We start from the raw sequence: 22,789 nt of genomic DNA on the forward strand, positions 1-22,789 counted from the left end.
ATTAGGAGTCTTACCTGTCCCGCTGATCCCGCAGGACAAGGAAAGGCTTCGACAGCGTTGCATCGCACGAAGAAAATGTGATTTTCATTTTCGAGGAGTCTCGCACCTTGCTCTCCAATCAACTTGTCAAAGAAGCGTACTCAACTATAAATGTTCAGAAGCACAGCAACAATGTTATAGAAATGGACCAATAAAAAAGAGCCGAATACGAGTATCCGGCTCTTTTTTATGTATTATGCAATAGCTTTAAGAATGACCCCGATGGCAAATATAACTGTAAAGAATCCAAATGATACAACAAAGCCAACTCCGGAATCAATTAGGTCGTTACGCTTGCTCTGTACATCTTTTTCGAAATGGTTCATGTGACAACCCTCCTAATCCATCCTTAGTATACGTTATCATTTTCAAAAAATCCATACTGAAAATGCTTTCTTTCACGCTTTTATCAAAAACTTACCAGAGTTGCTATTCGTTGTCACCCATAAAAATTTTCAGCATAGGATATCCTAATTAAAGCTGACACGAGAGCTGTTACAGTTCATGTGTTAGTGTTTATCATAAATGAAGGAACGGGCTCTTGCTCTGTTCCTTCTTTTGCTTGCAAAACGCTTCTATTCACCATAGGATTAAAGGGGGGTGAAAAAGGTGCTTACAGTCGACGCATTGAAAAAAAACATAAAGAATAAAAACACATCTCCAATTTACTTAATATGGGGAACTGAACTTTACTTAGCGGAGGAAGCCATAAAAACGATTTCTTCCTTGTTAGCTCCTGATGAAAGAGACTTCAATCTAAGTATACATAACCTGGATGAAATTTCGGTTCAGGAAGTTATGGAAGATGCCGAAACGATGCCTTTTATAGGTGACCGCCGGATTGTTGTCATGAAAAATGCTGCTTTTCTTACAGCGGCTAAAGATAAAGCCAAGATCGAACATGATATCAAAGTGTTTGAACAATACATACAAAATCCAGCAGAATACACAACGCTTGTAATCGTTGTTCCTTTTGAGAAACTTGATGAACGAAAAAAGATAGTCAAACAATTAAAATCACAGGCTGAAATCATTCAAGTCTCCCAGTTAAGCAATGAGACGGCAGAAAAGTGGCTCTTTAAGGAAGCGCAATCCTTGAAAGTATCTATTGAAACGGATGCAATTGAACTTCTTCTCTCTAGATTAGGCACAAAAATGTCTGTATTAGCAAAAGAAATCGAAAAAATGGCATTGTTTGTCGGGGAGAACGGAACGATTTCAAAAGATACTGTGGATGAGCTAGTTGCCAGAACTTTAGAAGACGATGTTTTTGGACTCGTGGATCACGTTGTACATAAACGTACAGAGCAAGCGTTAAGAAGTTTTTATGATCTGATGAAACAAAATCAGGAACCAATTCAAATACATGCTCTCATTACACGTCAGTTCCGCATCATAAATGGAGTGAAAGAACTTCAAAAAAAGGGATATGGAGAGAAGCAGATTGCTTCTGCGCTCAAATTGCATCCATACGCAGTAAAATTAGCAGCTAAGCATGCCGGTCAATTTGATGAAAGCTTTTTAAGGAATTGCCTGGATGATTTTGCGGAAACCGATTATAAGATGAAAACAGGTCAAATGGATAAGACATTGCTGTTAGAAATGGAGATTATCAAACTCTCACAAGCTCAAAAAAACAGCTCCCTCGTTTAAAAGAACACTGAAAAAGTCCATCAATAATAATGTTGAATGTGGAATATCCGCTACAGGGTACTTCCTTTTCCCGGGGCGGGCGGTGAGTCCTCTGCCGCTACGCGCCTTAAGGGATCTTATCTGTCCACTCGTTCCGCTGGAGTAAGTACCCTTCAGCTCCAATTCTTACATGTGTGTATGCAAAAAAAGAATCAAACCAGCTCTTTATCGAGCTGGTTTGATTCTATTTTTAATGATTAAAAGAAAATAAAAAAACGACCTATTGGTGTAAGGCCGTTTTTCAGGTTTCATCCTTAAATTTATGCGTTAACACCGTTTAAAGCCTTCGCTAGACGAGACTTTTGGCGAGAAGCTGCATTTTTGTGGATAAGTCCTTTGTTTGCTGCTTTGTCAATCTTCTTAGAAGCAGTAACAAATGCCGCTTGAGCACCTTCTGCATTGTTTGAAGCTGCAAGAGTTTCAAAGTTTTTGATCGCAGTACGCATGCCAGACTTTAGTGAAGCGTTGTGAGCACGACGCTTTTCGTTTGTTTTTACACGTTTAATCGCTGATTTAATATTAGCCAATCCATTCACCTCCCTAAATGAACCATGATGCAACAAAATTGCTATCCGTTGCAAAAAATAGGACACAAAGTATTCTATCAAAATCGTGATTTAAATGCAATACAAGAATGAAAAGGAACAGTTGCGGCAAAAATACTTCTTAAAGGATGGTGGCAGATTATGGGTAAAGATTTAGATCTTCAAGCATATTCGGTTCGAACTGATTTAGCCATTGAAGCTCACGATATGCTGTTAAAAGAAGATGAAGTTATAAATAAAAGCACTATTGAAGGTGTCATTATAAATGAAAGAGATGAAGATGGCATTAAATGCGTAAGGGTAGAGATCGACGAAAAGGGTGCTGAGGTTACCGGTAAAAAAGCAGGACTGTATGTAACCTTTGAAGTTCAGGGGATACGTGAAAAAGATTCAAAGCTCCAAGAAAGAGTACAAGAAGTATTCGCGAGGGATTTTAATAAATTTTTAAAAGAAGAAGGCGTGAAACAGGACGATACGTGTTTAGTTGTGGGGTTAGGAAACTGGAATGTGACGCCTGATTCACTTGGACCTCTCGTTGTAGAAAACTTAACGATTACTAAGCACCTTTTCGAGCTGGCACCTGAAAATGTTGAAGAAGGTTTCAGACCAGTCTGTGCAATCTCCCCAGGTGTTATGGGAATCACGGGAATTGAAACTAGCGATATCATTGACGGGATAGTAAAAAGGGTGAATCCAGACTTTGTAATTGCAATTGACGCATTAGCTTCCCGGTCGATCGAAAGAGTGAATGCAACGATTCAAGTATCGAATACTGGTATACACCCAGGTTCCGGAGTCGGAAACAAGCGTAAGGAATTAAGTAAAGAAACACTCGGTATCCCTGTTATTTCAATTGGAATTCCTACTGTTGTTGATGCGGCCACTATTACAAGTGACACAATCGATTTTATTTTAAAGCACTTCGGCCGGGAAATGAATGAAAAAGACAAGCCCTCTAAGTCCCTTCTTCCAGCTGGAATGACATTTGGAGAAAAAAAGGTATTAACAGATGATGATATGCCGTTAGATGAACACAGAAAATCATTTTTAGGTATTGTGGGAGTTTTGGAGGATGATGAAAAGCTTAGATTAATACGCGAGGTATTGGCGCCGATCGGGCATAATCTGATGGTAACCCCAAAAGAAGTTGATGTCTTTATTGAAGATATGGCGAACGTTTTGGCCAATGGTCTAAATACTGCACTTCATGGCCAGATAGACCAAGGAAACACTTCTTCGTACACACATTAAAAATAGCTAGTTATTTTCTGAGACCTTCATCAAAAAGATGATTGCAGTGGGAATCAACCACTGCTAATAACAACAAAGTTAAAATAACCAGTCATGTTTGGACAAGCTACTGCATAAATTTGAATCGTACATCCTCGTAAACAAGGAGGAAAACCAATGACGAAATTTATGTTAAAGTGTTTTGGAATTACAGCTCTACTTTTATTCGGTGTTCTATTTGGTATTCAAAAGGCACATTTTGAGATGAATGAACTAAAAGGTGCTTCTAATAAAGAGAGCATAGAATCAATGAACGACAGCTTAAATTTAGATGATAACGGTCTTGAAAAAACATCCAGTCATGATATAAAAGCGAAACAGGAGACGTTAAATAAGATTGATTCGTTTAATGTTTTTTCTGCTTTTGGACAAAAGCTCACTTCTTGGATCTCATCTGCTTTCAGTGTCATGATTTCAGTGCTGGGAATTATCATTCAAGAGATGCTTGATGTATTTTCTCCATAAGAACCTTTAAAGGGCAGATCTTTAAAGGTTCTTTTTTGTTCAGATCCCTATTTTTACAGGTTGTGATTGAAAGAGGTATCTTGTATTGCTATAATCAAAGCTAGTGACTTTTCCTAAAATTGTAGGAGTGAACGTATAATGAATAGAGAAGAAAAATTAAAAAGACAATCTAGAATACGGAATTTTTCCATTATCGCACATATCGATCATGGGAAATCCACTTTAGCTGACCGTATTTTAGAAGAAACAAGTGCATTGACTCAGCGAGAGATGAAAGAACAGCTGCTGGATTCTATGGATCTGGAACGTGAACGTGGAATTACGATCAAATTAAATGCTGTACAGCTTCAATATAAAGCAAAAGATGGAGAAGTATATATCTTCCACCTTATTGATACGCCTGGACATGTAGATTTTACATATGAGGTATCTAGAAGCTTAGCTGCTTGTGAAGGAGCTCTATTGATTGTTGATGCAGCTCAGGGAATCGAAGCCCAAACGCTGGCAAACGTTTATTTAGCTCTTGAAAACGACCTTGAGATTCTGCCAGTCATCAATAAAATCGATTTGCCAAGTGCAGAACCAGAGCGAGTTCGTCAGGAAATTGAAGATGTGATCGGCCTTGATGCTTCAGAAGCTGTGCTTGCTTCTGCAAAAGCAGGGATAGGTATTCAAGATATCTTAGAGCAGATTGTTGAAAAGGTACCGGCTCCACAAGGAGATCCTGAAGGACCTCTTAAAGCGTTGATTTTTGACTCTTTATATGATCCTTACCGAGGCGTAGTAACGTATATCCGTGTAGCCGAAGGAACGGTGAAAATCGGTGATAAAATTAAGATGATGGCTACTGGCAAAGAGTTTGAGGTTCTTGAACTCGGAGTATTTACACCAAAAGCCGTTCAAAAAGACTTTTTAACAGTCGGTGATGTAGGTTATTTGACTGCATCGATTAAAAATGTTGGTGATACACAAGTCGGTGATACCATTACTAGCGCTGTTAAAGGAGCATCAGAACCGCTGCCAGGATACAGAAAGATGAATCCGATGGTGTACTGCGGTCTTTACCCAGTAGATACCGCAAAGTACAATGATCTGCGCGAAGCGTTAGAACGACTTGTTCTGAACGATTCGGCACTTCAGTATGAGCCGGAAACATCTCAGGCACTTGGGTTTGGTTTCCGCTGCGGATTCCTTGGATTGCTCCACATGGAGATTATCCAAGAACGTATTGAACGTGAATTTAACATTGACCTTATCGCTACTGCACCGAGTGTTATCTATAATGTTACGATGACTGACGGTGAGAAGATCATTGTGGATAATCCGGCTAACATGCCAGAAGCGCAGAAGATCAGTGTTGTTGAAGAACCTTATGTAAAAGCTTCTATTATGACACCGAATGATTACGTGGGCGCGATTATGGAAATCTGTCAAAAGAAGCGCGGTATTTTCCTGACAATGGATTATTTAGAGAACAATCGTGTTAACGTGCTGTATGAGATTCCGCTATCTGAGATCGTTTACGATTTCTTTGATCAGCTAAAATCCAGTACAAAAGGATATGCATCACTTGACTATGAACTGATTGGTTATAAACCTTCAAAACTGGTTAAGATGGAAATACTCCTGAATGCCGAGAAAATTGATGCTTTATCTGTAATCGTTCATAAAGACTTTGCATACGAGCGTGGTAAAGTAGTCGTTGAAAAGCTAAAAGAGCTTATTCCCAGACAGCAGTTCGAGGTGCCGATTCAGGCAGCTATCGGTCAAAAGATCGTGGCCCGATCTAACATTAAAGCGTTACGTAAAAACGTACTGGCAAAATGTTATGGCGGAGATATCTCCCGTAAACGTAAGTTGCTTGATAAGCAAAAAGAAGGTAAGAAGCGTATGAAGACGATCGGCCGTGTAGATGTTCCTCAAGAAGCTTTCATGGCCGTGCTTCGTATGGATGACACGAATAATAACAACAAATAAAAGCAGTAAAAGACCGCAAAGGCAATTCTGCGGTCTTTCCTCATTTTTTGAGAAAAGGCGGTGATAGGATGCTTAAAGCTGTTTATCTTCACATTCCGTTTTGTGTTCAGATCTGTAACTATTGTGATTTTAATAAAATTTTCATTCACCAGCAGCCTGTTGATGAATATATCCTTTCGATGAAAAAAGAAATGCTCAACACGACGGCTCGTTTTCCGAACTATAGCATGGAAACCATTTTTGTTGGAGGAGGCACTCCTACATCTTTGAGTGAAAGCCAGCTGGATACTTTTTTACAGAATGTTAGTTCGGCTTTTTCAAGTGAAAATCTTCAAGAGTTCACCGTAGAAGCAAATCCTGAACAAACAACAAATGAAAAAATAGAAGTGTTAAAAAAGAATGGCGTTAACAGACTGAGTATCGGTGTGCAGGCTTTTCAATCATCCTTATTAAAAAAACTTGGAAGAACACATGATAAAGAGGATGTTTATCGGACCGTTTCAGAAGCTAAAAAAGCAGGCATTGATAACATGTCCATCGATTTAATGTTTGGTTTACCCGGCCAGACGATGGAGATGTTTAAGGAATCTGTAGAACAGGCTCTTGCTCTGGATGTTCCTCACATTTCGTCCTATTCATTGCAGATTGAAAAGAAGACTGTATTTTATAACCTTGCTCAAAAAGGGGAATTGATCCTTCCTGAACATGAGCTTGAAGCGGCGATGTATGATTATTTAATCGAAGCTTTGGATAAAAAGGGTTACCGTCAATATGAGATCAGTAACTTTGCTATTCCAGGGTTTGAAAGCAAGCATAATCTCCAATACTGGAACAATAACGAATATTTTGGGATTGGAGCAGGTGCTCACAGTTATGTTGAAGGTACTAGAAGAAGAAACGCAGGTCCTCTAAAACAATATATGAACTTAATAGAGGAGCATGGCTTTCCTTATATAGAAGAGCATCCGGTTCCGGTTACAGAAAAGATGGAAGAAGAAATGTTTATGGGCCTTCGTAAACAAGAAGGTGTTTCAGATCAAGATTTTATTAATCGGTACGGCCGCTCGATGTTTGATGTATATGGAGAACCCATTCAAAGATTGATACAAAAAGGCTGGCTTAAAACTCATGATGGAAGACTGTTCCTCACAAAAGATGGAAGACCTCTCGGAAACGAAGTATTCCAAGAATTTATTGGTGTAGTTTTAGATTGACAACGAAGACTACCTTTTGGTAACTTATATTATAGATTTAGCACTCGCTTCTAATGAGTGCTAACAAACGGGGTGATGGGATGTTATCGGAACGCCAACTCTATATCTTACGTGTTTTAATAGATGATTACATTAAGCATGTTGAGCCTGTAGGTTCCCGTACAATCTCTAAAAGAGAAGACATTACCTACAGTCCTGCCACGATTCGCAATGAACTGGCAGACCTTGAGGATCTTGGATTCTTAGAGAAAACCCATACTTCTTCTGGAAGAATTCCTTCTGAAAAAGGCTATCGATTCTATGTCGATCATCTGCTGCCTTCCCTGTCTGTTTCACCGAACGAAATGGACAGAACGGAACTTTTATCTACTGAAAAAGTCCAAGAAGCTGAAGTTTTATTTGATCAATCAGCCAAAATCTTATCAGATCTAACAAACTATACTTCTGTTGTTCTTGGTCCGAACGCGCTTGATATGAAGCTTCGGCACATGCAGATCATTCCTTTGTCATCACAGATGGCAGTTGCGATATTTGTAACGAACACGGGTCATGTTGAAAACAGACAGATTGTGTTGCCGAATTCTATCGAGCCGTCTGATTTGGAGAAGCTCGTTAATATCCTGAACGAAAGACTTGCAGGTGCACGATTAATAGAGCTGAACAGCAGAATTCAGATGGAACTGTCCGCTGTATTTAAGAAGCATATGAAGGATTATCAAAATATGGGCGTTTTCCTGGATCAGCTTCTCCTATGGAGCAAAAAGGAAAAGCTGTTTTACGGCGGGAAAACAAATATGCTCTCACAGCCAGAATTCAGAGATCTGGATAAGGTACGACCGCTGTTAGACTTTTTGGAAACACGAGACTTGATGGAAAAACTTGTTTCTTCCACTGAAAAAGGTGTAACGGTAAAAATAGGAACTGAGAACGAACATGAAGCGATGAAGAATTGCAGTGTCATTAATGCTTCTTACACGATGCATGGCAAACATATCGGTACGATTTCTTTAATCGGACCGACAAGAATGGAATACAGGAAAGTAATATCTTTACTTGATTCCTTGTCAAGAGAAATGACGAATCGATTAAATGATTTTTCTAAGTAATGTATTTTAGGGAGGTGAAAGCATGAACAAAGAAGAAACAACACAGAATCAAACAGAGACTGATTTGAATGAAGAAACGGTTGATCCTGCAGTTGAAGAGGTTCAAGAAGATAACGATTCTGAAGAATCTGTTGAAGAAACACTAACAGAAGAGCAGCAGCGAATTCAGGAGCTTGAATCGAAGCTCGAAGAAGTAAGCCAAAAGAACCTTCGCCTGCAAGCGGATTATGATAATTTCCGCCGCCGTACAAGAGAAGAACAGGCAGCAAGCCTAAAATATAAATCTCAAAGTCTCCTCGAACAATTATTACCTGCTCTAGATAACTTTGAGCGTGCTTTGAAGACTGAAGCTACGAACGAACAAGCCAAGACCTTGATCCAAGGAATGGAAATGGTGTATCGCCAGTTAGCTGATGCATTAAAGCAAGAAGGTCTTACAGAAGTACCATCAGTTGGCGAAAAGTTTGATCCAAATATGCACCAGGCTGTAATGCAAGTGGAAGATGCAGAGTACGATTCAAACACTGTTATCGAAGAATTACAAAAAGGCTATATGTTAAAGGATCGTGTCATACGTCCTGCTATGGTAAAAGTAAACGCATAAAAACTACATATTATTATGGAGGGAAAAACATGAGTAAAATCATCGGTATTGACTTAGGTACAACAAACTCTTGTGTGGCTGTTATGGAAGGTGGAGAAGCGGTAGTAATTCCTAACCCGGAAGGTAACCGTACAACGCCATCTGTTGTAGCTTTTAAAGATGGAGACCGTTCAGTTGGAGAAGTAGCGAAGCGTCAAGCTGTTACAAACCCAAACACAATCATGTCCATCAAGCGTTATATGGGTACTGACCATAAAGAAACAGTAGAAGGAAAAGACTATACTCCTCAAGAGATTTCAGCGATTATCTTACAGAAGCTAAAATCTCATGCTGAAGATTATCTTGGAGAAAAAGTTGAAAGAGCTGTAATTACTGTACCAGCTTATTTCAACGATGCACAGCGCCAAGCTACTAAAGATGCTGGACAGATTGCTGGTCTACAAGTTGAGCGTATTGTTAACGAGCCTACGGCAGCAGCTCTGGCTTATGGTCTTGAAAAAGATGAAGATCAAACGATTCTAGTATTCGACCTTGGGGGAGGTACGTTCGACGTATCAATCCTTGAACTAGGAGACGGTTTCTTCGAAGTTAAGGCAACTTCTGGTGATAATAAACTTGGTGGAGATGATTTTGACCAAGTAATTATCGATTACTTAGTAAGTGAATTTAAGAAAGAGAACGGCATTGACCTTTCTAAAGATAAAATGGCTCTTCAGCGTTTAAAAGATGCAGCTGAAAAAGCGAAGAAAGATCTTTCTGGAGTAACTTCTACACAAATTTCTTTACCGTTTATTACAGCGGATGCATCAGGACCGAAGCACTTAGAGTTAAACTTATCCCGTGCTAAATTTGAAGACTTATCTTCTGATCTAGTTGAACGTACGATGGGACCTACACGCCAAGCATTAAACGATGCTGGAATGTCACCATCTGACATCGATAAGGTTATTCTTGTTGGTGGATCAACTCGTATCCCTGCAGTTCAAGAAGCCATCAAGAAGTTTACGGGTAAAGAGCCTCATAAAGGAGTTAACCCTGATGAAGTAGTAGCGCTTGGAGCTGCGATTCAAGGTGGGGTTCTAGCTGGAGATGTAAAAGATGTTGTTCTTCTTGACGTTACACCTCTTTCACTTGGTATCGAAACGATGGGTGGCGTATTCACAAGATTGATCGACAGAAACACAACGATTCCAACGTCAAAATCACAAGTGTTTTCAACAGCTGCTGATAACCAGACATCTGTAGACATCCATGTTCTGCAAGGTGAGCGTGAGATGGCAGCACACAACAAGACTCTTGGAAGATTCCAATTATCTGAGATTCCTCCAGCACCACGTGGAGTTCCTCAAATCGAAGTTAGCTTCGATATCGATGCGAATGGTATCGTCAATGTTCGTGCGAAAGATCTTGGTACGAACAAAGAGCAATCCATCACGATTAAGTCTTCTACTGGACTTTCTGATGATGAGATCGAACGCATGGTGAAAGACGCTGAGGAAAATGCTGAAGCTGACAAGAAGAAACGTGAAGAGATTGACACAAGAAACGAAGCAGATCAGCTTGTATTCACAGTTGATAAAACATTGAAAGACCTTGAAGGCAAAGTAGATGAAGCTGAAGTTAAAAAAGCAGAAGAAGCAAAAGAGAGCTTGAAGAAAGCACTTGAAGGCAATGACATCGAAGAGATCAAGAAAGAAAAAGAAGCATTAAGCGAAATTGTACAGCAGCTATCTGTTAAACTTTATGAGCAAGCGGCACAACAAGCACAAGCTCAACAAGGCGATGCAGAAGGCAAAGCTGATGATAATATCGTAGATGCTGATTATGAAGAAGTAAACGACGATAAAAAATAAGAACTAGCAATAAAAAGTCAAAGTCAGGATATCTTGACTTTGACTTTTTTTCATAAAAGGTTTTTTTGCAAAGCTTTGATGCTTTTGGAAGTGGTTGATTTCCGTTCCAGGATGCTCGCTTTCCGCGGGGCGTGCGGTGAGCCTCCTTGGCGCTTTGCACCATTAGGAGTCTCACCTGTCCCGCTGATCCCGCAGGAGTCTCGCACCTTGCACTCCAATCAACTAGTCACTGAAGAGAAAAGAGTTAAAAGCAACAACCTTTTAGCGAAGATCCTTTTTAAAAGCAAAGGTTTTTACAGGCTCACGACTCGCTGTTGTTTGCAGTTTCGTCTTGAGTCAGGTGGTATTCAATGGTAAGATAATTTTTATGTGAGAATTCGGGAGTGTCCTATTATGAGTAAAAGAGATTATTACGAAGTACTTGGATTAGATAAGAACGCCTCCAATGACGAGGTGAAAAAAGCATACCGTAAGCTTGCTAGACAGTATCACCCTGATGTGAACAAAGAGGCAGATGCGGAAACAAAATTTAAAGAAGTAAAAGAAGCATATGAAACGCTAAGTGATCCACAGAAAAAAGCACACTACGACCAATTTGGGCATACTGACCCTAATCAAGGTTTCGGCGGAGCGGGAGCTGGCTTTGAAGGATTTGGCGATATTTTTGATATGTTCTTTGGCGGTGGCGGCGGAAGACGTAATCCAAACGCACCGCGGCAAGGAAACGACCTGCAATATGGTCTTCGTCTTTCATTTGAAGAAGCTGTGTTTGGCAAGGAAACTGAGATTCAGATTCCAACTGAAGAAACATGCGGTACATGTCATGGTTCAGGAGCTAAAGCAGGCACTAAACCAGAAACATGTTCACATTGTAATGGCAGCGGCCAGCTGAATGTTGAGCAAAACACTCCATTTGGACGCATCGTTAATAGAAGAGTATGTAATCATTGCAGTGGTAAAGGGAAAATTATTAAGGAAAAATGTAATACATGCCACGGAGCTGGTAAAGTACGCAAGAATAAAAAACTTTCCGTAAAAGTTCCTGCAGGTGTAGATAATGGTCAGCAGATCCGTATGTCAGGACATGGTGAACCAGGAGTGAACGGCGGTCCAGCTGGTGACCTTTATGTTGTTTTCCAAGTGGCTGATCACGAATTTTTCGAGCGCGATGGAGACGATATCTATTGTGAGATGCCTTTAACATTTGTTCAGGCTGCACTAGGTGATGAAATAGAAGTGCCTACTCTGTACGGGAAAGTTAAGCTGAAGATTCCTGCAGGTACTCAAACTGGAACACACTTTAGGCTGAGAGGAAAAGGCGTGAAGAATGTTCATGGACGCGGTCAGGGAGATCAGCATATTCAAGTGAAAGTTGTTACGCCTAAAAATTTAACAGAAAAACAAAAGCAGCTGCTTCGAGATTTCTCTGAAATAAGCGGCAGTCTGCCAGATGAACAGCAAGATGGATTTTTTGATAAAGTAAAACGTGCTTTTAAAGGTGAGTAAAAGAAACCTTCTTAATCTTAAAAACGGAGTTGATATGATGAAATGGTCAGAGATTAGCATCCACACTACTCAGGAAGCTGTTGAACCAGTATCAAATATTTTGCATGAAGCAGGAGCAAGCGGAGTTGTGATCGAGGATGTGGATGACCTCTCAAAAGAGCGCCAATCCGTATTTGGTGAAATCTATCAGCTTAATCCTTCTGACTATCCTTCTGAAGGTGTCATTTTAAAAGCATACCTTCCTGTAAATAGTTTTTTAGGAGAAACCGTTGAAGAGATTAAGCAGGCCATTACAAACCTAGTGAAATACGATATCGATATTGGTGCGAATACCATTTCAATATCTGAAGTGAACGAAGAAGAATGGGCGACTGCTTGGAAAAAATATTATAAGCCAGTCAAGATATCTAAGAGGATTACGATTACTCCGACTTGGGAGGAGTACGTACCTGTCCATTCTGACGAGTTAATTATTGAATTGGATCCAGGAATGGCGTTTGGAACGGGGACTCATCCCACTACTGTCATGAGTCTGCAAGCAATCGAAAAATATATACAAGAAGACGATTCGGTAATCGACGTAGGAACCGGATCTGGAGTATTAAGTATTGCATCTGCAATGCTCGGTGCAGACAAGGTTGATGCTTACGATCTGGATGAAGTGGCAGTAAACAGTGCCCGATTAAATGTAAAGCTGAATAAAGTGCATAATAAAGTTCATGTTGATCAAAATGATCTACTGAAAGGTATATCAGGTCCTGTTGATCTTATTGTCGGCAATCTTCTTGCAGAAATTATTCTCTTATTCGTTGATGATGCTGCCAAAGTTTTAAAACCAGGTGGCTATTTCATTACTTCAGGCATCATTCAAGGCAAGAAGCGTGATGTTAAAGCGAAGCTAGAACAGCAAGGGTTCCGAATTGTTGAAATCTTAGAGATGGAAGATTGGGTGGCGATCGTCGCTCAAAATCAGAAATAAGAATAGGAAGTGCTCGAAATGCAAAGGTATTTTGTTCCCGCTGCAAGCTGGGAAAGTGACCGTATTTTCGTAAAGGATGAAGATGCGAAACATATTTCTAAGGTTATGAGAATGCAGCCGGGAGACAACATTATATGCTGTGACAACAATGGCAGGTCAGCAGTCTGTGAAATAATTGACCTTGGCGGAAACGTTGTAGAAGCGCATGTTTTAAATGAACTGGAATCAGATTCTGAGATGCCGGTTTCCGTTACCATTGCACAAGGGCTTCCGAAAGCAGATAAGCTTGAATACATCGTTCAAAAAGGGACAGAGCTTGGGGCATCAACTTTCTTTCCTTTTTCTGCTGACCGTTCAGTTGTGAAATGGGACGAAAAAAAAGCGGTTAAAAAGAAGGAACGTCTAGAAAAAATCGCTAAAGAAGCAGCTGAACAATCCCACAGGAGCAAAATTCCAGAGATATTGAACCCTGGGTCTTTTTCTGATTTGCTAAAATTGGCTGAACAGTATAATATAAAAATCGTTGCATATGAAGAGGAAGCTAAACAGTATGAATACAGCCGTTTTTCTTCCGCTTTAAAGAAGATTGAGAAAGGTGATAATCTTCTTTGTGTTATAGGTCCAGAAGGCGGGATAAGCGAAAAAGAAGCGATGGTCCTTCAAGAACATGGATTCGAATTATGCGGACTGGGTCCAAGAATTTTAAGGACCGAAACAGCCCCATTATATATTTTATCTGCTATTTCTTATCATTTTGAATTAAAGGGGTGACGAAAATGCCATCTGTTGCTTTTCATACTTTAGGCTGTAAAGTCAATCATTACGAAACAGAAGCAATCTGGCAGCTGTTTCAGTCAGAAGGCTATGAACGAACTGACTTTGACAGTTCTGCGGATGTTTATGTGATAAATACGTGTACGGTTACGAATACAGGAGACAAAAAGAGCCGGCAGGTAATTAGACGTGCTATACGAAAAAATCCGGATGCAGTCATTTGTGTTACAGGATGCTATGCTCAAACCTCACCTGCTGAAATCATGGCTATACCTGGAGTAGATGTTGTTGTCGGTACACAAGATCGGTCCAAGATGCTTTCGTATATTCAGCAGTATCAAGAGGAAAGAATGCCTATCAATGGTGTATCCAACATCATGAAGGCCAGAGTATATGAAGAATTAGACGTACCAGCATTTACGGACAGAACTAGAGCATCTTTAAAAATTCAGGAAGGCTGCAATAATTTCTGTACTTTCTGCATCATTCCGTGGGCAAGAGGATTACTGCGTTCAAGAAAACCAGAAGATGTTCTGTCTCAAGCCCAGCAATTAGTGGATTCAGGCTATAAAGAGATCGTTCTAACGGGAATTCACACTGCAGGGTACGGCGAAGATATGAAAGATTATTCTTTTGCGAAATTGCTCCGTGATCTCGATGAAAATATTGCAGGACTCAAACGTATTCGTATTTCATCAATTGAGGCGAGCCAGATCTCAGACGAAGTGATTGAAGTGATGGGGAATTCTGAAAAAATTGTTCCTCACCTGCATATTCCTTTACAATCAGGTTCGAATACGGTTCTACAGCGAATGAGAAGAAAATATTCTATGGAAATGTTCGGTGAACGTCTTGACAGGCTAAAAGAAGCTTTGCCAGGACTTGCCATTACTTCTGATGTCATTGTAGGTTTTCCTGGAGAAACAGAAGAAGAATTTATGGAAACATATCATTTCATTGAAAATCATAAATTTATGGAGCTTCATGTGTTCCCATATTCAAAACGGACGGGTACACCTGCTGCTAAGATGGAAAATCAGGTTCCTGAAGACATAAAGAACGAACGTGTTCATAAATTGATTGCTCTATCTGATCAATTAGCTAAAGAGTATGCATCTGCTTATGAAGATACGGTGGTCGAAGTCATTCCTGAAGAAGAGTTTAAGGATGAACCAGGTAAGCATTTATTTGTAGGATACACGCCAAACTACCTCAAGGTAGTCTTCGAAGGTAATGAAGACATGATTGGCAAATTAGTGAAAGTGAAAATCACACAAGCTGGGTATCCTTATAATAAAGGTATATTTGTTAAACAAGAAATGGAAGAAGTCTTAAAGCAAGCTGTATCAAGCTAACATCCTGGAATTCATTTCAGGATGTTTTTTATCGGGCCATATAAAAGCTGCTCGATTTATCTCAAATATTTTGGTATGATACTACGGTATTTAATTTTTAAGTTCAGAAAGGATTGTTTTTATGAGCAATTTAGACGTTGCAAGAATGATTGATCACACAGCTTTAAAAGCAGAAACTACAAAGAAAGAAATTTTGACTCTTTGTGAAGAAGCTAAAAAATATAATTTCTTTTCTGTATGTGTTAACCCTACTTGGGTTTATACAGCTTTCGAACAATTAAAAGATTCTGAAGTAGCAGTTTGTACAGTAATCGGATTCCCTCTTGGTGCAAACACTCCTGAAGTAAAAGCATTCGAAACGAAAAATGCTATCGAAAATGGTGCAACTGAAGTTGATATGGTAATTAACATCGGTGCTTTAAAAGATGGCAACTACGAGCTTGTTGAACAAGACGTTCGTGCTGTCGTTGAAGCTGCAAAAGGCAAGGCGTTAACAAAGGCAATTATTGAAACTGCTCTTTTAACGGATGAAGAAAAAGTTAAAGCGTGTGAGATCGCTGTAAAAGCAGGGATTGATTTTGTTAAAACATCTACTGGATTCTCAACTGGAGGAGCTACAGCAGAAGATATTAAATTAATGCGTGAAACTGTTGGCCCTAACATCGGTGTAAAAGCTTCAGGTGCTGTACGTGATCGTGAAACAGCCTTGGCAATGATTGAAGCAGGCGCTACACGTATTGGAGCGAGTGCAGGAATTGCGATTGTTGAAGGCGGAACATCTACTTCTGATTATTAAGCCGAGACTAAAAATAATTATTTTTACTCTCCTAAACAGCCTGTTCAAATTAAGTTGACCGCATGACGCGGATATATTATAATGGCAAAAGATATGTGACGCATTCTTACGATTTTTGTAAGGGTGGTCTGGAGGGAGGGAAATACAAATGGCAGAAACACGTGTTCGCAAGAACGAATCCATTGATGATGCTCTTCGTCGTTTTAAAAGATCCGTTTCCAAAGATGGAACATTGGCTGAAGTTAAAAAGCGCAAGCATTATGAAAAGCCAAGCGTAAAGCGAAAGAAGAAGGCTGAGGCAGCAAGAAAGCGTAAGTTCTAAGAGAGGTGTAAGATATGAGTCTTCTTGATACATTAAATCAAGACATGAAGCAAGCGATGAAGAACAAAGATAAGCAAAAGCTTTCTGTAATTCGTATGTTGAAGGCATCTCTTCAAAATGAGGCCATCAAACATGGACGCGAATTAAATGAGGAAGAAGAGCTCACTGTGCTTGCACGCGAGATGAAACAAAGAAAAGACTCCCTCCAAGAATTCGAAAAAGCTGGCCGCGAAGATTTAGTCGCTGGTCTTCAAGATGAAATTGCTGTTCTTACGCCATATCTTCCTAAACAGTTGTCAGAAGAAGAACTTCATGAAATTGTTGCTCAAACAATTTCAGAAACTGGAGCTGCTTCTAAAGCTGACATGGGTAAAGTTATGGGTGCACTTATGCCTAAAGTTAAAGGGAAAGCCGATGGCGGTCTCGTTAACCGTATAGTGCAGCAACAATTATCATAATTGAAATTGACAAACGCTCTGTATTTATACAGGGCGTTTTCTTATTGTATGGCTTTGTTCCTGTTGTTCATGGCCCTTATTTGAAAAACCTTCGTGAACGAGTTGATTAAAGCCAATGGTGCGAGACTGCGGCTGGAATACGTGCGGCATATCTTCGTAAGTTGGATACAATTTCACGGTACGTGTTTTTATATTTATTACACGTTCGCTCAGACTCATTTGAGTTTCGCTCAAAAACGCCGATTTACGCTCAAGATCATCTTGTTTCGCTCAAACTGCCATTAGTTTTGCTCAAAAACTTCTCTTTTCGCTCAAATTACCTCCACCGCAACAAAATGTGCGAATATCTGAAGCGGAAATCAGCCACTTCATTTGATAAACAACAATAAAGTACTGTCAAACCACTTTTATTGAAACTTTTTCCTCAAATTAACGTAAAATAGAAGAAGAAGGGGGGATTTTCGTGAAAAGGACCCGATTGCTGATCTATACCTTATGTTTTATATGGGGTTTTTACGGTTTATTATCCACTCAGCATGTTTTTTCAGCTGGCCAAGGAAAAACCGTAACATTTATTCCTGTTGAGCATGAAGTTGAGAGAGGTCTTGAGGCTTTTTTAGAAAGAAATATAAAAAAAGCTGAAGACGATGGTACTGACCATATCGTACTCGAAATTTATACTCCAGGCGGACGTGTAGACGCAGCTATACATATAGCAAAATTGATGAGAGAAACCGATATACCTATTACTGCGTACGTTGTGAAAAATGCCTTTTCTGCAGGTGCTTATATAGCACTTAATGCAGATGAAATCGTTATGAAACCTTCTACTACGATTGGTTCAGCCGCTGTTATAGACAGTCAGGGAAATACAGCGGGTCAAAAGGCAGAATCAGCATGGAAGGCAGAGATGCTGGCAGCCGCAGAACTAAACGAGCGTGATCCACTATATGCAGAGGCAATGGTCGATCCTGATGTTGAAATTCCAGAGCTTGACTTAAAAAAAGGTGATCTTCTGACATTAACTGCAAGCGAAGCATTAAAAGTGGGGTATGCTGAAAAGATTGTAGAGGATCGGCAAGAACTTTTAGCCCATTTAGACCTGGAAGATGCCAAGGTTTTAGAATCGGAACCTACTTTTGCTGATAAGATAGCCCGTTTTGTAACAAATCCAGTTATCGTGCCGATACTGCTTTCTTTAGGCAGTTTAGGACTTGTACTTGAATTATACACACCTGGGTTTGGTATTGCAGGATCTATAGGAGCGCTGTCATTATTTTTATTTTTCTATGGTCATATGATAGCTGGTTTAGCAGGCTGGGAAGCAATCATATTATTCGTGATAGGATTTATATTAATCATAATGGAGATATTTTTGCCCGGAGGTATTATGGGCATAATTGGGGTGATCGCCATGTTAACTGGTTTGATACTTGCAGGAGGTTCTTTATCAGGAATCCTGTTCGCGATTGCTATAGCCATTATTGTAACCATCATTGGCTCGTATTTCTTTATTCGCTCATTTGGCTATAATGGTCCGCTAAAACGTTTAGTGCTCTTTGATTCAACAAGTTCTGAAAAAGGGTACCTTTCACACAGTGAGCGTATTGATCTTACCGGGAAAACGGGAATAACTGCTACACCGTTACGGCCAGCTGGCAGTGTAAGAATTGATGACGAGTATATTGATGTTGTATCTGAAGGGTCTTTTATTGGAAAAGATGAAAAAGTTAAGATTGTAAAAGTGAGCGGCGGCCGTGTTGTAGTGAGACTGGCTGAAAATGAAGAATGAATGGAGTGTGTTGTTGATGCTAGAATTTAGTTCGATTGCAAGTATTGTGATTATTGGTCTAATTGTTATTGCACTAGCAGTATTGTTTACTTTTGTTCCTGTTATGCTTTGGATATCTGCGTTGGCTGCAGGAGTAAGAGTCGGTATCTTTACCTTGGTGGGGATGAGATTAAGAAGAGTTATTCCCAATCGTGTTGTAAATCCCCTGATCAAAGCTGTTAAAGCGGGATTGGGATTAAGTACGAATCAGCTTGAGAGCCACTATCTTGCAGGAGGAAACGTTGACCGTGTAGTTAATGCGTTGATTGCTGCACACCGTGCTAACATCGAACTTAGCTTTGAAAGAGCAGCAGCGATCGATTTGGCTGGACGTGATGTGCTTGAAGCCGTACAGATGAGTGTTAATCCAAAAGTGATTGAAACACCTTTTATCGCGGGTGTAGCTTTGGATGGTATTGAAGTGAAAGCTAAAGCAAGAATCACAGTAAGAGCAAATATTGATCGTCTTGTAGGTGGTGCTGGTGAAGAAACAATCATCGCACGTGTCGGTGAAGGTATTGTTAGTACGATCGGTTCTTCAGAAACACATAAGAAAGTACTTGAAAATCCAGATTTGATCTCACAAACGGTTCTTTCTAAAGGTTTAGATGCAGGAACAGCTTTCGAGATTCTATCCATAGATATTGCGGATATTGATATCGGAAAGAATATTGGTGCAGAACTTCAAACAGATCAAGCGATGGCAGATAAGAATATTGCGCAGGCAAAAGCAGAAGAAAGACGCGCGATGGCAGTAGCGAACGAACAAGAAATGAAGGCGAGAGTTCAGGAGATGAGAGCCAAAGTTGTGGAAGCGGAAGCCGAAGTACCAATGGCTTTAGCAGAAGCACTCCGTTCGGGTAACATGGGCTTTATGGATTATATGAATATGAAAAATATCATGGCAGATACAACGATGCGTGAATCCATCAGCAAATCATCAAATCCTGAAAAAGATAATGATGATAAAGGACGGAAATTATAATCATGAATATCGTTGAAGCGATTATTGATATTCTGATAGCAAATATCGCTTTTGTCATTATTATCGCTGGCGGATTATACAGCTTCTTTAAAAGATTGAATGATACTAAGAATACAAATAGACCTGCTCCTGTAAAGAGAACGAATGAGCAGCCCAAACAACAGGCTTCTCCATTTGGAGTTCCGAGTGCATCTGTTAGTCAGCCTGAAAGAGAGGTTGCGATCTCACCGGAAAAGAAACCCGACAGAAAAGAAGCGATCAGTAAGAGATATGAGGATTTAAAGCATAAAAACAACTCAAATCGTTATCAGGATAAAGAAGAAGCTATTCTAGGCAGCTTTAAAGCAGACCAAAAAGAACTTCAAAAAGCAGTAATCTGGTCAGAAATTCTTTCAAAACCAAAAGCATTGCAAAAACGATTGTAACTAAAAGCATACAAAGAAAAGTGATAGTTTACCCCCTTCTCTCATAAAAATGGAGAGAGGGGGTTTTTTTATGGGAAAATTGCGGCAGCAAGTAAGCAAATGGATGATGCAGAATCTTGAGTTACCAGCAGACGTAGTAATGGATTTACCCCGGATCACGATGATTGGACAACTACACATTTATATAGAAAATCATAGGGGCGTAAAAGCTTTTTCTAATGAACAGCTTAAGCTCAAATTGAAACAGGGCACTCTCGTCATTTCCGGAAGAGAATTTGTCATTAAAACCATTCTTCCAGAAGAGATTCTTTTAGAAGGAACGATCTCTTCAGTGGATTTTGAAAACGATTAAAAGTATAAAGGATATGGAGGGAGAAAATGAAAAGCAAATGGAACAACAATTTAAAAGGATATGTGCGAATTGAAATTATTGGACAAGAGTCCAGCTCTTTCATCAACACTTGTATCCAGTCAGGAATACAAATTTGGGACATCAAACCTATCGATGGTGATCGAGTACATGTTTCAATATCCGTTCCTGATGTCCAGAGAGCAAAAGCTATTTTAAAACAAAATAAGCTAAAAATTAGAATTAAGGAAAAAAAGGGGACCCCTTTTCTGATTAAAAAAATGTGGAAGAGAAATGGTTTTATACTGGGCATAGTCTCATTTATTTTCATTCTGTTTTTATTATCTAATATGATTTGGAATATTAATGTCATCGGGGCAAATCCTAAAACTGAATATGAACTAAGAAAAGCTGCATTAGAAATAGGTGTTAAAAAAGGTAAGTTTATTTTTTTGCTGCCGAATGTAAGAGAAATCCAAAGACAGCTAACGGAAAAAATGGGAAACGTCACTTGGATCGGTGTGACACAACACGGAACATCCTATCGATTTGAAGTCGTAGAAAAAGAGATACCGAAGGAAAAACAAATTACAGGTCCGAGACATCTCGTTGCTACAAAGCAAGCCGTTATCCATTCTTTATTCGTTGAAAAAGGACAACCAGTTGTAACTGTAAATGATTATGTTCAAAAGGGAACTTTATTGGTGTCAGGATATATCGGAAAAGAAAAAAAACCGGAATTAGTAAGTGCAAAAGGAGAGATTTTTGGTGAAGTCTGGTATGAAACCAAGGTGGAGATCCCTTTAAATACTTCGTTTCAAACATACACAGGCAAATTTGAAAATAGGCATTATGTTTCTTTATTTGGTTTAGATATTCCGATTTATGGATTTTCCGATGGAGAATTTCAGGATAAAACGGAAACACTAAACGAAAGCCCTCTTTATTTGGCTAAGTGGAAGATGCCCGTTTCTTATATAAAAAAAGAGATCCGAGAAACCGACGGGGTAAAGCGATCTTACACGAAAGCAGAAGCGATAGAAGTTGGAAAAGAGATGGCTAAAAAAGAATTACTTAAAAAACTGCCTGAAGATGCAAAAATTAAAGGTGAAAAAGTTTGGCAACAAAAGGTCTCGAATGGTAAAGTAAAATTAACGATGCTCTACCAAGTAATTGAAAATATTGCATCTGAACAACCTATACCTATCCAACAAGGAGAATGAGTAGTTTGTCAGAAACGAAAAGACTTAATTCATTACAACTTGAAAATACAACAGAAGCCGCATCACTTTTTGGGCCGAACGATGCCTTTTTAAAGGTTATTGAACATAAGCTCAACGTAGGTATTGTCACCCGGGGAGAAGAAATTTTAGTAACAGGGGAGCTAGCGAAAGCTGAGATGGTCGAGGAAACGCTTTCTGTGTTATTGAAATTAGTGCGCAAAGGCATAAAAATATCTGAGAGAGATATTGTTTATGCCGTTCAACTCGCAGAAAAGAACATGCTGGATGAATTAAGTGAGTTATATGAAGAAGATATAGCAGTTACGGCTAAAGGTAAGCCGATTCGCGTTAAAACGCTTGGGCAGAGGCATTATGTTCAATCCATGAGAAAACGTGACCTGGTATTTGGCATTGGACCAGCCGGAACGGGTAAAACCTATCTTGCAGTCGTCATGGCAGTGAATGCCTTAAAAGACGGCCGGATTAAAAAAATTGTTCTTACACGTCCTGCAGTGGAAGCTGGTGAAAGCTTAGGATTTTTACCAGGAGATTTAAAAGAAAAAGTCGATCCTTACTTACGCCCGCTCTATGACGCGCTTCATGATCTTCTTGGGGCAGAACATACGGAGAGACTCATCGAACGGGGAACGATTGAAATAGCACCCTTAGCATACATGAGAGGCCGTACCTTGGATGAAAGCTTCGTCATTTTAGATGAGGCACAAAATACATCCCCTGAACAAATGAAAATGTTCCTGACACGTCTGGGATTTGGATCTAAAATGGTGATTACTGGTGACCTTACACAGATTGATCTGCCAAGAGGAAAAGAGTCTGGATTAAAAGTAACCGAGAAAAGACTAGAAGGCGTTAATGGCATTGATTTTATATACTTAAAACAATTAGATGTGGTAAGACATCCGCTCGTTCAGCGGATTATTGAAGCATATGAAACATATGATAAATAAGGACTCCTGTTTCAGGAGCCCTTTTTTACTTTT

The 22,789-nt window shown here is 39.6% G+C and carries 23 protein-coding genes; 21 read left to right on the top strand and 2 right to left on the bottom strand.

Features of this window, described 5'->3' with window-relative positions:
• Positions 1–233: 233 nt before the first annotated feature.
• Positions 234–365 carry a YqzM family protein gene (locus EV282_RS06680; RefSeq protein ID WP_077359116.1) on the bottom strand — a complete coding sequence of 44 codons (132 nt, stop codon included), beginning with the start codon at positions 363–365 and terminating at the stop codon, positions 234–236.
• 283 nt (positions 366–648) lie between these two features.
• On the opposite strand from EV282_RS06680, the gene holA reads away from it, so the two are divergent.
• Positions 649–1,692: a DNA polymerase III subunit delta gene (gene holA / locus EV282_RS06685; RefSeq protein WP_165389385.1), complete on the top strand. Its 1,044-nt coding sequence runs from the start codon at positions 649–651 to the stop codon at positions 1,690–1,692.
• Positions 1,693–1,991: 299 nt separating this feature from the next.
• Here the strand turns inward: holA and rpsT are convergent, their stop codons facing one another.
• The gene (rpsT, locus tag EV282_RS06690) at positions 1,992–2,258 is read right to left on the bottom strand and encodes a 30S ribosomal protein S20 (RefSeq protein WP_130294823.1); all 267 of its coding nucleotides are present in this window, start codon (positions 2,256–2,258) and stop codon (positions 1,992–1,994) included.
• 159 nt (positions 2,259–2,417) lie between these two features.
• Here rpsT and gpr point away from each other — a divergent pair, with 159 nt between their 5' ends.
• From gpr to EV282_RS06790, 20 genes are all read left to right on the top strand, one after another.
• Positions 2,418–3,527 carry a GPR endopeptidase gene (gene gpr / locus EV282_RS06695; RefSeq protein ID WP_130294825.1) on the top strand — a complete coding sequence of 370 codons (1,110 nt, stop codon included), beginning with the start codon at positions 2,418–2,420 and terminating at the stop codon, positions 3,525–3,527.
• 156 nt (positions 3,528–3,683) lie between these two features.
• Positions 3,684–4,031 (top strand): DUF3679 domain-containing protein, encoded by a 348-nt coding sequence (locus tag EV282_RS06700; RefSeq protein WP_130294827.1) that lies wholly within the window; start codon positions 3,684–3,686, stop codon positions 4,029–4,031.
• Between the two features lie 138 nt (positions 4,032–4,169).
• Positions 4,170–6,008, top strand: a complete 1,839-nt coding sequence (lepA, locus tag EV282_RS06705; RefSeq protein ID WP_264191137.1) for a translation elongation factor 4 — start codon at positions 4,170–4,172, stop codon at positions 6,006–6,008.
• Between the two features lie 68 nt (positions 6,009–6,076).
• Positions 6,077–7,222 carry a radical SAM family heme chaperone HemW gene (gene hemW / locus EV282_RS06710; RefSeq protein WP_130294831.1) on the top strand — a complete coding sequence of 382 codons (1,146 nt, stop codon included), beginning with the start codon at positions 6,077–6,079 and terminating at the stop codon, positions 7,220–7,222.
• An 80-nt stretch (positions 7,223–7,302) separates the two neighbouring features.
• Positions 7,303–8,328, top strand: coding sequence for a heat-inducible transcriptional repressor HrcA (hrcA, locus tag EV282_RS06715; RefSeq protein WP_130294833.1), 1,026 nt, complete (start codon positions 7,303–7,305; stop codon positions 8,326–8,328).
• Between the two features lie 22 nt (positions 8,329–8,350).
• Positions 8,351–8,932, top strand: a complete 582-nt coding sequence (grpE, locus tag EV282_RS06720; protein ID WP_130294835.1) for a nucleotide exchange factor GrpE — start codon at positions 8,351–8,353, stop codon at positions 8,930–8,932.
• Positions 8,933–8,961: 29 nt separating this feature from the next.
• Positions 8,962–10,785: a molecular chaperone DnaK gene (dnaK, locus tag EV282_RS06725; RefSeq protein WP_130294837.1), complete on the top strand. Its 1,824-nt coding sequence runs from the start codon at positions 8,962–8,964 to the stop codon at positions 10,783–10,785.
• A gap of 393 nt (positions 10,786–11,178) precedes the next feature.
• A complete protein-coding gene (gene dnaJ / locus EV282_RS06730; protein WP_077359107.1) occupies positions 11,179–12,291 on the top strand; it encodes a molecular chaperone DnaJ in 1,113 nt (370 codons plus the stop codon).
• Between the two features lie 37 nt (positions 12,292–12,328).
• Positions 12,329–13,270, top strand: a complete 942-nt coding sequence (gene prmA, locus EV282_RS06735) for a 50S ribosomal protein L11 methyltransferase (RefSeq protein WP_130294839.1) — start codon at positions 12,329–12,331, stop codon at positions 13,268–13,270.
• A gap of 18 nt (positions 13,271–13,288) precedes the next feature.
• Complete coding sequence (locus EV282_RS06740; RefSeq protein ID WP_130294841.1) at positions 13,289–14,041, top strand: 16S rRNA (uracil(1498)-N(3))-methyltransferase; 753 nt, start codon at positions 13,289–13,291, stop codon at positions 14,039–14,041.
• A 5-nt stretch (positions 14,042–14,046) separates the two neighbouring features.
• A complete protein-coding gene (mtaB, locus tag EV282_RS06745; RefSeq protein ID WP_130294843.1) occupies positions 14,047–15,399 on the top strand; it encodes a tRNA (N(6)-L-threonylcarbamoyladenosine(37)-C(2))-methylthiotransferase MtaB in 1,353 nt (450 codons plus the stop codon).
• 121 nt (positions 15,400–15,520) lie between these two features.
• Complete coding sequence (gene deoC / locus EV282_RS06750; RefSeq protein ID WP_130294845.1) at positions 15,521–16,195, top strand: deoxyribose-phosphate aldolase; 675 nt, start codon at positions 15,521–15,523, stop codon at positions 16,193–16,195.
• A gap of 148 nt (positions 16,196–16,343) precedes the next feature.
• Positions 16,344–16,517 (top strand): 30S ribosomal protein S21, encoded by a 174-nt coding sequence (rpsU, locus tag EV282_RS06755; protein WP_007202240.1) that lies wholly within the window; start codon positions 16,344–16,346, stop codon positions 16,515–16,517.
• A gap of 14 nt (positions 16,518–16,531) precedes the next feature.
• Positions 16,532–16,975, top strand: coding sequence for a GatB/YqeY domain-containing protein (locus EV282_RS06760; RefSeq protein WP_130294847.1), 444 nt, complete (start codon positions 16,532–16,534; stop codon positions 16,973–16,975).
• A 457-nt stretch (positions 16,976–17,432) separates the two neighbouring features.
• Positions 17,433–18,767: an NfeD family protein gene (locus tag EV282_RS06765; protein WP_425590202.1), complete on the top strand. Its 1,335-nt coding sequence runs from the start codon at positions 17,433–17,435 to the stop codon at positions 18,765–18,767.
• 16 nt (positions 18,768–18,783) lie between these two features.
• On the top strand, positions 18,784–19,791 hold the full coding sequence (gene floA / locus EV282_RS06770) for a flotillin-like protein FloA (protein ID WP_130294851.1): 1,008 nt from the start codon (positions 18,784–18,786) through the stop codon (positions 19,789–19,791).
• Positions 19,792–19,793: 2 nt separating this feature from the next.
• Positions 19,794–20,216, top strand: a complete 423-nt coding sequence (locus EV282_RS06775) for a hypothetical protein (RefSeq protein WP_130294853.1) — start codon at positions 19,794–19,796, stop codon at positions 20,214–20,216.
• 70 nt (positions 20,217–20,286) lie between these two features.
• Positions 20,287–20,568 carry a sporulation protein YqfC gene (yqfC, locus tag EV282_RS06780; protein ID WP_130294855.1) on the top strand — a complete coding sequence of 94 codons (282 nt, stop codon included), beginning with the start codon at positions 20,287–20,289 and terminating at the stop codon, positions 20,566–20,568.
• Positions 20,569–20,594: 26 nt separating this feature from the next.
• Entirely contained in the window at positions 20,595–21,788 is a 1,194-nt protein-coding gene (yqfD, locus tag EV282_RS06785; protein ID WP_130294857.1) for a sporulation protein YqfD, read from the top strand.
• A gap of 5 nt (positions 21,789–21,793) precedes the next feature.
• Positions 21,794–22,756 carry a PhoH family protein gene (locus EV282_RS06790; protein WP_066291073.1) on the top strand — a complete coding sequence of 321 codons (963 nt, stop codon included), beginning with the start codon at positions 21,794–21,796 and terminating at the stop codon, positions 22,754–22,756.
• Positions 22,757–22,789 lie beyond the last annotated feature (33 nt).

This window comes from Fictibacillus sp. BK138, assembly GCF_004216955.1.
In the GTDB taxonomy this organism is placed as follows: domain Bacteria; phylum Bacillota; class Bacilli; order Bacillales; family Fictibacillaceae; genus Fictibacillus.